This is a genomic window from Streptomyces sp. NBC_01267 (genome assembly GCF_036241575.1).
Classification (GTDB): Bacteria; Actinomycetota; Actinomycetes; order Streptomycetales; family Streptomycetaceae; genus Streptomyces.
Genome location: NZ_CP108455.1, coordinates 2,123,494 through 2,135,998, shown reverse-complemented (window position 1 = coordinate 2,135,998; position 12,505 = coordinate 2,123,494). Strand labels below are relative to the sequence as shown.

The 12,505-nt window shown below is 71.5% G+C and carries 11 protein-coding genes and 2 pseudogenes; 6 read left to right on the top strand and 7 right to left on the bottom strand.

All coding sequences use genetic code 11. The features are described from left to right. Positions 1 to 62 precede the first annotated feature (62 nt). Positions 63 to 602: a superoxide dismutase family protein gene (locus OG709_RS09820; protein WP_266643372.1), complete on the top strand. Its 540-nt coding sequence runs from the start codon at positions 63 to 65 to the stop codon at positions 600 to 602. A 69-nt stretch (positions 603 to 671) separates the two neighbouring features. Here the strand turns inward: OG709_RS09820 and OG709_RS09815 are convergent, their stop codons facing one another. After that, positions 672 to 1,313, bottom strand: coding sequence for an HNH endonuclease family protein (locus OG709_RS09815; RefSeq protein ID WP_250304228.1), 642 nt, complete (start codon positions 1,311 to 1,313; stop codon positions 672 to 674). A gap of 176 nt (positions 1,314 to 1,489) precedes the next feature. On the opposite strand from OG709_RS09815, the pseudogene OG709_RS09810 reads away from it, so the two are divergent. The 3 genes and pseudogenes from OG709_RS09810 to OG709_RS09800 form a co-directional block, all read left to right on the top strand. Beyond that, positions 1,490 to 2,074 (top strand): annotated as a pseudogene (locus OG709_RS09810) (ABC transporter permease); the annotation flags it as partial. Between the two features lie 161 nt (positions 2,075 to 2,235). Next, positions 2,236 to 2,379 (top strand): annotated as a pseudogene (locus OG709_RS09805) (ABC transporter permease); the annotation flags it as partial. 232 nt (positions 2,380 to 2,611) lie between these two features. Next, the gene (locus OG709_RS09800; protein WP_250304230.1) at positions 2,612 to 3,193 is read left to right on the top strand and encodes a TMEM165/GDT1 family protein; all 582 of its coding nucleotides are present in this window, start codon (positions 2,612 to 2,614) and stop codon (positions 3,191 to 3,193) included. A gap of 43 nt (positions 3,194 to 3,236) precedes the next feature. Here OG709_RS09800 and OG709_RS09795 read toward each other — a convergent pair whose 3' ends face one another. After that, positions 3,237 to 3,890: an HAD-IA family hydrolase gene (locus OG709_RS09795; protein ID WP_250304232.1), complete on the bottom strand. Its 654-nt coding sequence runs from the start codon at positions 3,888 to 3,890 to the stop codon at positions 3,237 to 3,239. 213 nt (positions 3,891 to 4,103) lie between these two features. Further along, on the bottom strand, positions 4,104 to 4,970 hold the full coding sequence (locus tag OG709_RS09790; RefSeq protein ID WP_326694965.1) for a peptidoglycan-binding protein: 867 nt from the start codon (positions 4,968 to 4,970) through the stop codon (positions 4,104 to 4,106). On the opposite strand from OG709_RS09790, the gene OG709_RS09785 reads away from it, so the two are divergent. After that, on the top strand, positions 4,969 to 7,044 hold the full coding sequence (locus OG709_RS09785) for an MDR family MFS transporter (RefSeq protein WP_329165644.1): 2,076 nt from the start codon (positions 4,969 to 4,971) through the stop codon (positions 7,042 to 7,044). The genes OG709_RS09790 and OG709_RS09785 overlap by 2 nt on opposite strands. A gap of 86 nt (positions 7,045 to 7,130) precedes the next feature. Here OG709_RS09785 and OG709_RS09780 read toward each other — a convergent pair whose 3' ends face one another. The 4 genes from OG709_RS09780 to OG709_RS09765 form a co-directional block, all read right to left on the bottom strand. After that, positions 7,131 to 7,610 carry a GNAT family N-acetyltransferase gene (locus OG709_RS09780; RefSeq protein WP_250304237.1) on the bottom strand — a complete coding sequence of 160 codons (480 nt, stop codon included), beginning with the start codon at positions 7,608 to 7,610 and terminating at the stop codon, positions 7,131 to 7,133. Between the two features lie 53 nt (positions 7,611 to 7,663). Then, positions 7,664 to 7,990: an antibiotic biosynthesis monooxygenase family protein gene (locus OG709_RS09775; protein ID WP_250304238.1), complete on the bottom strand. Its 327-nt coding sequence runs from the start codon at positions 7,988 to 7,990 to the stop codon at positions 7,664 to 7,666. A gap of 74 nt (positions 7,991 to 8,064) precedes the next feature. Beyond that, the gene (locus OG709_RS09770) at positions 8,065 to 8,733 is read right to left on the bottom strand and encodes an O-methyltransferase (protein WP_266643376.1); all 669 of its coding nucleotides are present in this window, start codon (positions 8,731 to 8,733) and stop codon (positions 8,065 to 8,067) included. A 147-nt stretch (positions 8,734 to 8,880) separates the two neighbouring features. After that, positions 8,881 to 10,050: a DUF2330 domain-containing protein gene (locus tag OG709_RS09765; protein WP_329165639.1), complete on the bottom strand. Its 1,170-nt coding sequence runs from the start codon at positions 10,048 to 10,050 to the stop codon at positions 8,881 to 8,883. A gap of 400 nt (positions 10,051 to 10,450) precedes the next feature. Here OG709_RS09765 and OG709_RS09760 point away from each other — a divergent pair, with 400 nt between their 5' ends. After that, positions 10,451 to 12,475, top strand: coding sequence for a bifunctional glycosyltransferase 87/phosphatase PAP2 family protein (locus OG709_RS09760; protein WP_401272617.1), 2,025 nt, complete (start codon positions 10,451 to 10,453; stop codon positions 12,473 to 12,475). Positions 12,476 to 12,505 lie beyond the last annotated feature (30 nt).

The following is a 12,505-nucleotide window of genomic DNA, read 5'->3' as shown; positions in this document are numbered from 1 at the left end:
CGGTGCCGCCGATCGGTGCGGCAGTCGCGGAAGCAGTCGGGCAGAGCGACAAGGAGCGGACGATGGTGGCAGGCGTACTGGCCGGAGCGGCGGCGCTGGCGATGCTGACGGGCGGGGGCGCCGGGAACGTGCCCGCGGGGACGTACTGGCAGCGGGTCCACGCGCAGTTCGCGCCGCCCTCGGCGTTCATCGCTTCGCCGGCGGTGACGTACGACATGGAGCGGGTGCCCGCCGCGGCCGGGATCGTGGTCGAACAGTCCAGGGATGCCTCGGGGACACGGGTCACGGCGCGGCTGACGGGGCTGAACCCCCGGCGTGTGTACGGCATGGACGTCCACACCGGGACCTGCGGCAGCACGCCCGGCTCCGCGGGGCCCCGGTACCGGGACGCCGGGAGCCCGGCGGGTCCGGCCGGCCGGATGCCGCTGGACTTCACCACCGACGCGAAGGGCGGTGCGACCGTGACCGCGTGGCGCGGCTGGAACTTCCGTCCCGGCGGGGCCGGTTCGGTCGTGATCCACCCGACGCGGCACGGCGAGGGGGACCGTGCGGCCTGCTTCGCGGTGCCGTTCGGGCCGGTGGCCGGACCGTCCGTGAGGTGACACGGGGGTGCCCGGTCCGGCAGGGCGTTCCACCGGACCGGGCACCGTCCGTCACCGAGGAGGATGGTTTCAGCAGCCGTTCAGGACGCCCTGGAGCGCGGTCTTCTCGGCCGAGTCGACGGTGAGCTTGTAGTAGTGCTTCACCTCCACCCAGGCCCGGACGTAGGTGCACTTGTAACTGGCCAGCGGCGGGAGCCACTTGGCCGGGTCCTTGTCGCCCTTGGACTGGTTGACGTTGTCGGTCACGGCGATGAGCTGCGGGCGGGTCAGGTCGTTGGCGAACGCCTGCCGCTGCGCGGTGGTCCAGGCGCTGGCGCCCGAGCGCCAGGCTTCGGCGAGCGGGACCATGTGGTCGATGTCCACGTCGGACGACGCCGTCCAGTTGGCGCCGTCGTACTCGGAGTGCCAATTGCCGCTGGTGGCCGCGCAACTGGAGCTCTGCACCACATCGGTGCCGTCGCGCTTGAGTACCACTTCGCGGGTGTCGCAGGTGCCGGACTGGATGATCCAGTGCGGGAATTTGGCGCGGCTGTAGCCGTCGGACGAGCCCTCGGCCGCGACGGTGAGGGAGCTGAGATAGGTGCGGGCGGTGGCCGCGGACACCGGAGTGGGCAGGGCCGCCTGGGCGGCGGGGGCGGTGACGAGACCGGCGAGCGTGAGACCTGCGGTCGCGGCGAGAACAGCTATTCGACGCGCGTAGACACCTGACATGTGAACTCCCGTGGGGTGGAGTGGCGTTGGCCGCTCTGGTTCGGACATCGTGGCGGCGCCGGATTGCCGTGGGGTGGGCGCCAGGTAACAGAGTGGCGACATGCGCACGTCACATCAAGAGCTGTGGCGAGGTTTGACGTGTCCACAGATCTTCCGGATGACCGTACGGTTGGCGCGTGTTGCTACCCGTCAACCTCACGCTGGGAATCACCCTCGGTGCACTCCTGCTGGTCGCGGCCCTGGTGGCAGCCCTCGCCAGGCTCGACCGCGCCCGCGAGATCCTGACCGCGGGGCTCCGGGCGGCGGTTCAACTCGGGGCCGTAGCACTTTTGATCGGCTGGGTCGTCCGATCGGGGCTGTCGTTCGGCTTCGTGGCGCTGATGTACGCGGTGGCGGTACGGACGGCGGGCCGCCGCATCACCCGGAACGGGACCTGGTGGTGGGCGGCCGTGCCGATCGCGGCCGGGGTCTTCCCGGTGGTGGCGGTGCTGCTGCTGACCGGGCTCGTGCCGGTGCGGGGGATCGCGGTCATCCCGATCGCCGGGATCCTCATCGGCGGCGCGCTCACCGCGACCGTGCTCGGCGGCCGTCGTGCCCTCGACGAACTGACGGTGCGCGCGGGCGAGGTCGAGGCCGGGATGGCGCTGGGTCTGCTCGACCGCGAGGCCCGGCTGGAGATAGCCAGGCCGGCCGCGTCCGACGCGCTGCTGCCGGGGCTCGACCAGACCAGGACTGTGGGCCTGGTCACTCTCCCAGGTGCTTGAGACCGGCGGGCAATTGGGGGGCGGCGTCGCGGGGTCTGGCACGCACGCTCGCCGCGTTGTCGTCAATCACCATGGCTCCGCCATGCCTCAATCCTCCGCCTTGCGACCGCACGCACCAGACCTCGCTCCTTCACCCACCCCCCAATTGCCCGCCGGTCTTCGTCGGCATGCTGCTGAGCGGATCCTCCCCGCTGCTGGCCGGGGCCGTGCAGCTGTTCGTGCTGGTCGCGCTCTGTGTGGTGCAGGTGGTGTCGGTCGCCCTGGTGCTGGAGCTGGTGGCCCGGGGGCGGCTGCGCCGATGAGCCGGTGCCGTACCCTGTACGGAGCAGAAGGGGAGTAGCTCTTCGCCGGAACGTCGACATACTGCCGAACCTCGGTTCGGCCGGCGCCCGGAGGCGGATCTTCTTGGAGACCCGCCAGCGAGACCTTCGGCCGCAGTGTCCTGTTGACGCTGCCGTGCCGAAGCGACCCCTTGTTCCACGAGTTCAGGTCCTCTCGGCGCGGGCAGCCCGTACCGATTGAGGAAATCAACCCGTGATCAGCTTCACGATCCTGGCGATCACCTTCGGCGTGGTCTTTCTCGCCGAACTCCCCGACAAGACCGCTCTCGCCGGTCTGATGCTCGGCACCCGCTACCGCGCCTCGTACGTCTTCGTCGGCGTCGCGGCGGCCTTCGCCGTCCATGTGGCCCTCGCCATCGCCGCGGGCAGCGTCCTGACGCTGATCCCGCACCGGCTGCTCCAGGCGATCGTCGGCGCGCTGTTCCTGGCGGGCGCGGCGATGCTGCTCTTCAAGAAGGACGACGAGGAGGAAGAGGTCAAGGCCCCCGCCGACCAGTCCTTCTGGAAGGTGGCCGGGGCCGGCTTCATGCTGATTCTCGTCGCCGAGTTCGGTGACCTGACGCAGATCATGACGGCCAACCTGGCCGCCCGTTACGACAGCCCGGTCTCGGTCGGCATCGGTGCCGTGCTCGCCCTGTGGGCGGTCGGCGGCCTGGGGATCCTCGGTGGCCGCAAGCTGATGAAGCACGTGCCGCTGAAGCTGATCACGAAGATCGCGGCCGGTCTGATGCTGGTGCTCGCGGGATTCAGCCTGTACGAGGCGATCGCGGGCTGAGCGGCTTCACGGCCTGACACCGCGGAGGACCGGCCCCGGGGTGTCAGGCCGTGACGTGCACCCGCAGCGTGCCGTCGTCCGCCCGCTCGACGCGGATCTGCGTCAGGTCCCGCACCTGGGCGGCCGGTGCGTGTGCGGCGGCCCGCGGGCCGACGCCCACCACGCGCATACCCGCCGCGTGCCCCGCGGCGATGCCCGCCCCCGAGTCCTCGAAGACGATGCAGTCGGCGGGGGCGAAGCCCAGGGAGGCCGCGCCCTTGAGGAAGCCCTCCGGGTCCGGCTTGCTGGCGCCGACGCTCTCCGCCGTGATCCGGATCTCCGGCATGCGCACCCCGGCGGCCGTCATCCGGGCCTGCGCCAGCCGCTCGTCGGCCGAGGTGACCAGGGCGTGCGGAAGGCCGACCAGTGCGTCCATGAAGGCCGGGGCGCCGGGGACCGGGACCACTCCTTCGGTGTCCGCGGTCTCCAGGGCGAGCATCCTGCGGTTGTCCGCGTAGTTCTCCTCGACCGGGCGATCCGGGAGGAGTACGGCCATGGTCGCGTACCCCTGGCGGCCGTGGACGACCTTGAGCGCCTCGTGCGGGTCCAGCCCGTGGTCGACGGCCCAGCGGTGCCAGATGCGCTCGACGACGGCGTCGGAGTTCACGAGGGTGCCGTCCATGTCGAGCAGCAGCGCGCGGGCGGTCAGCACGGTCATCAGGGCTCCAGGGGCGCGGAAGAAGCAACAGCGCGGAAGAAGAAACGGCGCGGAAGTGAAGAAACAAGGCGGTCCCGCCCGCCGGTCAGGGAGTACGGGCGGAACCACTTTGTTTCAGCAGGGTACAAAAAGTGGCGCGGTCTGCGCCAGCCGCCCTGGTCACCGCGGCGCGGCAGCTCCGTGGTACGCGGCCGGACGTCGTCGGGCCGCTGCCTACGGCTGCCGTGTCATCGCCTCCAGCGCGCGCCGGGTGGCCGGCCCGTACACGCCGGGCGGATCGCTGTGGATGCTCATCCACGACTGGTACTCCCGCACCGCGTCCGTGACCTGCTGGTCGAAGCGGCCGTCGGCGGTATCCCGGTAGACGTAGAGCTGGGTCAGCCGTTGCTGGAGTTCCACGACCTCCGGGCCGCTGTCACCCGCCCGCAGTACCGGGGCGTCCGGCGGTGCGGATTCCGGGTGCGGTGCCGGGGTGGTGGCCCGCACGGGGGAGGGGGGCTGCGCGGGCGCCGACGGGGCAACGGCCGGTGCCGACCCGGCCGGGGTGGCGCTCGGCGGCGGTCCGGACCGGGCGGCGGTCGGCGAAGGCCGCACGGCGGCGGTGGCCCGGGGCCCGGAGGGCGGTGCGGACGGCGCGGACGGTGACGGTACGGCCGAGGGCCGGGCCGGCAGGTCGGGCGCGCTCGTCACCGTGTCGGGCAGCGCGTGGTCCTGCGCGGAACCACCCCCCTGGAACAGGCCGGCGGCGAAGGCCGCCCCGCCGAGCACGGCCAGCGCCGCCACCCCGCCCGCGAGCACCGCGAAGGGTTTTCGGCGCGGCGACGGCTCCGGACCGGGCCCGCCGACCGGCAACCGGACCACCTGCAACGGCACCGTCGGCATCGGCATGACCGGTGGCTCTGCCGGCTTCACCGGCTCCGTCGGATACGCGGCCCCCACCACGTCGTCCGCCGGATCGGGCTCCGGATCCGGCAGCTGTACGTACGGACGTATGCGCAGTGGATCGAAATCCTCGTGGCTCAACTCGGCCACCCCCTTGAACTCGCGGCGATTATGCCGCAGCACCAGGATGGAGGGCATGGCTCAGGAATCCCCGGCACCCCCGGCCTCGCCGGTGGCGGCGGACGGGCAGCCGCAGCGGTCCGTCATGGTGGCGATCGGCGCCCTGCTGCTCGGGATGCTCATCGCCGCACTCGATCAGACGATCGTCTCCACCGCGCTGCCCACCATCGTCAGTGACCTCGGCGGTATGGAGCACCTGTCCTGGGTGGTCACGGCGTACATGCTGGCCTCGACGGCCGCCACCCCGCTGTGGGGGAAGCTCGGCGACCAGTACGGCCGCAAGAAACTCTTCCAGACCGCCATCGTGATCTTCCTGGTCGGCTCCGCGCTCTGCGGCATCGCACAGAACATGCCGCAGCTCATCGGCTTCCGCGCCGTCCAGGGGCTCGGCGGCGGCGGACTGATGGTGCTGTCGATGGCGATCGTCGGCGACATCGTCCCGCCACGTGAACGCGGTAAGTACCAGGGGCTCTTCGGCGCCGTCTTCGGCGCGACCAGTGTGCTGGGCCCGCTGCTGGGCGGACTCTTCACCGAACAGCTCACCTGGCGCTGGGTCTTCTACATCAACCTGCCGATCGGCGTCGTCGCGCTGCTCGTCATCGCCGCCGTACTGCACATCCCGGTCCGCGCGACGAAGCACACCATCGACTACCTCGGCACCTTCCTCATCGCCTCGGTCGCCACCTGTCTGGTGCTCGTCGCCTCGCTCGGTGGCACCACCTGGGCCTGGGGGTCGGCGCAGATCATCGGGCTCGCGGTACTCGGCGTGCTGCTGCTCGCGGTGTTCCTCCAGGTGGAACGGCGTGCGGCCGAGCCCGTACTGCCCCTGAAACTCTTCCGCATCAGGACCTTCGTGCTCTGCTCGGTCATCAGCTTCATCGTCGGCTTCGCGATGTTCGGCGCCATGGTCTACCTGCCGACCTTCCTCCAAGTGGTCCAGGGCGTCTCACCGACCATGTCCGGTGTGCACATGCTGCCGATGGTGCTCGGCCTGCTGCTCTCCTCGACGACGTCCGGGCAGATCGTCAGCCGCACCGGCCGCTGGAAGGTCTTCCCGATCGCCGGTACCGGCATCACCGCCATCGGGCTCGGGCTGCTGCACCGCCTCACGGAGCACAGCTCCACCTGGTCGATGAGTGTCTGCTTCTTCGTGTTCGGCCTCGGGCTCGGCCTGGTCATGCAGGTGCTGGTGCTCGCCGTGCAGAACGCCGTGAGCTACCAGGACCTGGGCGTCGCCACCTCCGGCGCGACCTTCTTCCGCTCCATCGGGGCGTCCTTCGGCGTCGCGATCTTCGGCACCATCTTCACCACCCGGCTGCACGACAAACTCGTCGCCGCCCTGGCGGGCAGGCCGCTGCCGCCCGGGGTGAGCGCCGAGCGCCTGGAGGCCGACCCCCGGGCCATCACCGCCCTCCCGCCGCAGCTGCGCCCGCAGGTCCTGCACGCGTACGCGTCGTCCATCACCGATGTCTTCCTGTACGCCGTCCCCGTGGTGCTGTTGGCCTTCGCCGTCTCCTGGTTCCTCAAGGAGGACAAGCTGCGCGGCTCGGTCACCACCCCGGAGGTCACCGAGACGCTGGCCTCCAACCCGGTCGAGAGGTCGTCGTACGACGAGGTGATGCGGGCCCTGTCGGTGCTCGGCAGCCGGGAGGGGCGGCACGAGATCTACGAGACGATCACCGAGAAGGCGGGGTACGACCTGCTGCCCGCCACCAGTTGGCTGCTGCTGCGCATCAAACGCCACGGTCTCGTCGAGCCCGGCCAGCTCGCCGACACCTCGCCCGTCTCGCTGCGCGCCATCACCGAGGCGGCCCGGCAGGCCGAGGAGCGGGGCCTGGTCGCACGCGAAGGGGTGGAGCTGGCGCTGACCGACCCCGGTGTGAACGTCGCCGCGCGGCTCTGGAAGGCCCGCGAGGAGTCGCTCGCCGAACTGCTCGGCGACTGGTGGGGCCCGGACCGGCCGACGGATCTGGTCCTGCTGGTCGACGAGCTGAACGACGAACTGTCCGGCTCCGACGCCGAACGGCCGCACGGCCCACGGGAGGACGACCTGACGGGCGACTGGACCGGGGACCGGGGACCGACCGGCTGAGCGGTCCGGCCCGGACGGGGCAGAACAGGGCACGGCAGGGCAGGGCACGGCACGGCAGATCAGAATAGGGCAGGGCAGGTCAGGGCCTAGAGATCCTTGCCGTACCAGATGTCCATGTAGGGACCGGTGGTGTACGCAGGGATCTCCCGGTAGCCGTGCCGGACGTACAGCCCCCGCGCCTCGACGAGGTCGAGCCGGGTGTTCAGCACCATCTTCGTGGCCCCGAGCTGCCGCGCGGCGTCCTCAAGGGCGGTCATCAGCGCGCGGCCCCCACCGGTGCCGCGCTTCTCGGGGCGCGTGTACACCCGGGTGAGCTCGGCGGTCACGGGGTCGAGGAGCCGTACGCCGCCACAGGACGCGGGCTCTCCGCCGCCGTGCCGTCCGACCACGAACTCGCCGGTGGGGGAGGCGAGTTCCTCCACGCCGTCACCGGTGAGCCCCTCGTCGACCTCCTGCGTGGTGGCGGGCCGCTGCCAGTAGCGGCTCGCCACCTCGTCGTAGTACGCCCGGCGCAGTGCGTACGCGTCGGGGCTGTCGAAGGGTTCGGGGGTGACGGTCCAGTTCATTCGCGCCATTGTGGCCGGATTGCCACCGCGCGTCACCCGGGTTTCCGGTGCGGTCAGCCGTTCTTCGGCGACGCCTGCTGGACGACCTCGAAGGACCACAGGGTCGAGCCGGACGCGGCGGGCTTGGGCCGCTCGCCGCCCTCGGTGCCGCCGCCGTGCGCCCCGCGCATGGAGGTGGCCATCCACTTCTCGAAGTCGGCCTCGCTCGCCCAGCGGGTGTAGACGAGGTACTGGTCGGTTCCCTCGACCGGACGCAGCAGCTCGAACCACTCGAAGCCGTCGGAGTTCTCCACGGATCCGGCGCGGGAGGCGAACCGCTTCTCCAGGACCTCGCGCTGCTCGGTGGGCACGGTCAGGACATTGATCTTCACGATGCTCATGACGCCCATCCTGCCGTACGGCCCGTGCCGTCCTGCGGCCTGTGCCGGGGCGCGGGGATGGGATGGGGACGGGGTCAGGCCAGGACCTGGGCGATGACGAAGCCGTCGTACCCCTTGCTGCCGACCGTCTGGAGCGCGGTCGCGCTGAGCTTCGGGTGCGCGGCCATCATCTCGATGAGGGCGCGGGTGCCCTGGACCCGGGGGTCCGTGCTGTCCGGGTCGGTGACCGCGCCGTCCCGCACCACGTTGTCGCCGATGATCACGCTGCCCGGCCGGGTCAGCTTGAGCGCCCACTCCAGGTAGTGCGGGTTGTTCGGCTTGTCGGCGTCGATGAAGACCAGGTCGAAGGGGCCCACGCCCTCGGCCGCGAGCTGCGGCAGGGTGTCCAGGGCCGCGCCCGTCCGGACCTCGGCGATCGTGTCCAGCCCGGCGCGTGCCAGGTTCGCGCGGGCGACGTCTGCGGCCGTCGGGTCCGCCTCCAGGGAGACGAGGCGGCCGTCCGCGGGGAGCGCCCTGGCCAGCCAGATGGTGCTGTAGCCGCCGAGCGTGCCGAATTCCAGGACGGTCCTCGCGCCCTGGATGCGGGCCAGCAGGTGGAGCAGCTTGCCCTGGTTCGGGGCGACGTTCATGGGGATGAGCCCGGCCGCGTCGCTGGACGCCAGCGCGGCGTCCAGGGCGTCGTCGGCGGGGACGAGGTGATCGGTGAAGTAGCGGTCGACCTCGGTCCACTGTTCCTGGGACATGTGTTTCCCTCACTGACCTTTCGCGCGAGTTAGTTCCTAAAAGGAACCTACAGGGAGGGTGGTGATGCCCGCGCAAGGGGGGTCTCGTGTCTCGGGCGCGTGTTTTGGGTCCGTGCCCCGGAGGTGCCCGTGACTCCGGCCCGCGTGTCAGGAGAGCGGCGGCGGTACGTGCACCGGCTGCGGTGGGACCACCGGGCGCCTGTGCCGGGCGAGCACCAGCAGCAGCGCGGCCACCACGAGTACCACCAGCCCCGCGCCCACCGTCAGCAGCCAGACGGGCACACCGCCCACCGTCAGCAGCCTGTCCTCGTACACCACCCGCTGGAAGGGCCGGTCGGACGCCGTCCTGGTCAGTTCGTGGTCACCGTCGATGCGGGACGGCACCGGGAAACTCTGTTCCACGGCGGTCAGATACCGCTCACCGTCCGCGAAGCGGCCGAGCGGGCCCGTCGGGGCGACCTCCCCCGCGTACGTCACCTGCGGCGGCAGCCCGCCGATCGCGCCGCGCGGCTCCATGCGGTGCGCGGCCAGTACGTACAACTCCAGCGACTGCGCGTTCGTGGCGCGCCGGGAGAGCCGCATCGGATAGACCAGCCGGTCACTGGCGAAGCTCAGCCGCAGCGGGTCGAGGGTGCCGGTGAGCGTCCGGCCCTTCTGCTCCGGGGCCAGCCGCACCGCGACGTACTCCCACTTCCGGTCGACGTACGGCTGGAGGTCGGCGGACATCCCGCCGGGCAGCCGGAAGCCGTTCAGCCGGAGCCAGCTGTCGAGGGCCTTCGGGTCCGTGGCGGTCAGCCTCGCCACGTCGAACGGGCCCAGCTGTTCGCGGCCCACCACGCCCACCGCCGGGGCGCCCGGTGCCGGACGGGCGGCGGACGCGTCCGCGCCCCGGTCCGAGGCGAAGGGCCAGTCGCCGTGCGTCGGCCAGAAGTGGTCGCGGGTACGGGACACCGGTGCGGCCACCGACGCCAGCGCGTCGAAGAGCCCGCTGTCGCCGAGCGTGACCGTGGCCCGGTGCGGTACGGGCATGATCCAGGCGGCCTCCCCGGCGTTCCCCGCGACCGTCAGGCTCATCACGATCTGCTCGTCGCGGCCGTCCCAGCGCACCGCCGAGGTCTCCTGGTTCACGGTCAGCCGGGACGACGGGTCGTGCACCAGCGCACCGCATCCGCAGGCGTACGCCGGTGCCACCAGCGACCCCAGCTGGATCAGGAGCAGCGAGAGCACCACCAGCAGCGTCCGGCTCCGCAGCCCCCGCGCCGGTGTCCCGTGCGCGGGCAGCCCGAACAGCCCCCGTCTCCGTGCCGACCGCAGCATCCCTGTCTCCCTGGTTCCCCCGGTGCTCCCGCCTCCGGCACGGGAAGAGACGGCGCGCCGGAGACATCGGTTCCGTCAACGCCGCGGTTCCGTCAACGCCGTGGTGGCGCCCGTCCGTCCGCGGAGTGACGCCGGGCCGACAGGTGGTCCGGGGCAGTGCTTGAATGGCCGCCGGGGGTTGACCGCCGAGGGGTGCCGATACCCGTCCGGCCAGGGCCCGAAATCCCCGGGCGACGAGATTTCCGTACCCTGCACAGGCGCTCATCACCGCGACCGATGGCCGGAAATGCACGGTCGTGTCAGGTGAACAGGGGGTTGCGTGCGTCCCTGCCCCGGAGCAGTGCGAGGCTCTGAACAGACAAGGACCGGGAATTGATGACGGGTGGAGGGCCGGCGCGGCGTGGCGAATGACGGGCACAGTGGAACGCGGAATGCGGTCGGCGCGGGAGCGGGAATCGAACGGGCTCGGGTGGTCCTCTGGCTGCTCGTCGCCGCACTGGCGGTCCGCCAAGTGGCAGCCGTACTGCGGCTGCCGCCCGGCCGACGGCTCACGGACCTGGAGGCGTGGACGGGCGCCGACGGCGTCCTGCACCTCGGCGATCCGCTCTACGCGACGGGCAAGTTCACCGGCACGCCGTTCGCCGGTCTCGTACTGAAACCGCTGACCCGGTCCGCGGAGGAGAGCCTCGGGGTCGCCTGGACCTTCGGGTCGCTGCTGCTCGTCGTCGTGCTCGGCCTCGTCGTCTCCCGCGCGCTGCCGGGCACGGTCTCCCGGCGTACGTCCCTGCTGGCCGCGCCCGTCGCGATCAGCCTGCTGATGCTCTCGCTGCCGATACGCAACGCACTCCATCTCGGCCAGACCAGCATCATCCCGGTGCTCCTCGTCCTGCTGGGCTGCTTCACCGTGCGCGACCCGCGCGGCTCCGGGCTGCTCATCGGGCTCGGTGCGGCCCTCCAGCCGACCGTGCTGCTGTTCGTACCGCTGCTGTGGCTGACCGGCCGCAGACGCGCGGCGCTCACCGGCGCGGCGACCTTCGTGGTCTGTACGGCGCTGGCCTGGGCCGTGATGGCGCGCGACTCCTGGACGTACTGGATCCACCACGTCGCGGGCGCCGGCCTCGGCCCGCACCCGGACGGGCTCGCCAACCAGTCCCTGCACGGTGCGCTGCTCCGCTTCGGGCTGCACGGACCGCTGGAGATCGTGGTCTTCCTGGTCCTCGCCGTCGCGGTCTCGGTGCTCGCGCTGCGGCGCGCGGCGCGCTACGCGAAGGACGGGCAGCTGCTGCTCGCCGTCGCGGTGACCGGCTGCGCCGCGGTCGCCGTGTCGCCGACGGCCTGGCAGCACCAGCTGCTGTGGGTACTGCTCGCGGTGGTCGGCCGGGTGGGCAAGCGGGTCGCGGACCGGATGGTGTGGCCCGCCGTGGTGATCCTGGTGATGACACTGCCGGGCACGATGCTGCTGCCCAACATGGCGGCGCTCTACCCGGTACGGGACAACGTGGTGCTGCTCACCGCGCTGGCCGCCGCCTGTGCGGTGCCCTTCCTGGAGCGCACCTCGCCGAGCTGGGAGGCCGCGGTGCCCACCGTGTACGCGACCCCGGCCCCGGCCCGCTGGAGCCGGGTCCCGCTGCTGCCGTTCTGGCGGCGGGTGATGGCCCGCCCCAACCTGCTTCTCGAACTGCTGGCGATCCGCGTCGGATACTCCGTGTACTCGCACATCCGCGCGGCTGCCACCGGCGGCCGGGACACCGCCGAGGCGCACGGACGCACGGTCGTCTCGATAGAGAAGGCCCTGCACATCGACATAGAGCACTGGGCCAACCACGCGGTGGTGAAGATCCACTGGCTCGAATCGTTCTTCAACTTCTACTACGAGTCGTTCCACTTCGTGGTGCCGCTGGCGATCCTCGCCGTGCTCTACGTGCGCAGCCCCGCCGACTACCGCTGGGCGCGCACCTCGCTCTCCTTCGCCACGCTCCTCGGCCTGGTCGGGTTCTACTTCTTCCCGCTGGCCCCGCCCCGGCTGATGCCCGGCCTGGGCTTCATCGACTCGGTCCACGGCACACAGGACCTGGCACACCCCGACTACGGCGCGATGACCGCGATGACCAACCAGTACGCGGCGATGCCCTCGCTGCACTTCGGCTGGGCGCTCTGGTGCGGCATCGTCGTCGCCGTACTGGTCCCGAAGCGGTGGATGAAGGCGGTCGCCCTGCTGCACCCGCTCTTCACGGTGAGCGCGATCATCGCCACCGCCAACCACTGGGTGCTGGACGCGATCGGCGGGGCGACCGTGGTCCTGCTGGGCTTCGGCCTCACGTATCTGCTGGCCGGGCGGCGCACGCTGCTGGCCCCGGTGGACCGGGCGGGCCCGGAGCCCGCGCACCCGGCCGCCGTACCTTCCCAGGCGACCGGGACGGTCTGACCGGACGGCTCCGGCCGGACAGCTCCGGCC

Bases quoted from the DNA above. Each gene is read 5' to 3' on its own strand.
- OG709_RS09790 (WP_326694965.1), bottom strand. From the start codon at position 4,970: ATGCCCTCCATCCTGGTGCTGCGGCATAATCGCCGCGAGTTCAAGGGG.
- OG709_RS09765 (WP_329165639.1), bottom strand. From the start codon at position 10,050: ATGCTGCGGTCGGCACGGAGACGGGGGCTGTTCGGGCTGCCCGCGCAC.
- OG709_RS09820 (WP_266643372.1), top strand. From the start codon at position 63: ATGGTGGCAGGCGTACTGGCCGGAGCGGCGGCGCTGGCGATGCTGACG.
- OG709_RS09785 (WP_329165644.1), top strand. From the start codon at position 4,969: ATGGCTCAGGAATCCCCGGCACCCCCGGCCTCGCCGGTGGCGGCGGAC.
- OG709_RS09815 (WP_250304228.1), bottom strand. From the start codon at position 1,313: ATGTCAGGTGTCTACGCGCGTCGAATAGCTGTTCTCGCCGCGACCGCA.
- OG709_RS09770 (WP_266643376.1), bottom strand. From the start codon at position 8,733: ATGTCCCAGGAACAGTGGACCGAGGTCGACCGCTACTTCACCGATCAC.
- OG709_RS09795 (WP_250304232.1), bottom strand. From the start codon at position 3,890: ATGACCGTGCTGACCGCCCGCGCGCTGCTGCTCGACATGGACGGCACC.
- OG709_RS09775 (WP_250304238.1), bottom strand. From the start codon at position 7,990: ATGAGCATCGTGAAGATCAATGTCCTGACCGTGCCCACCGAGCAGCGC.
- OG709_RS09780 (WP_250304237.1), bottom strand. From the start codon at position 7,610: ATGAACTGGACCGTCACCCCCGAACCCTTCGACAGCCCCGACGCGTAC.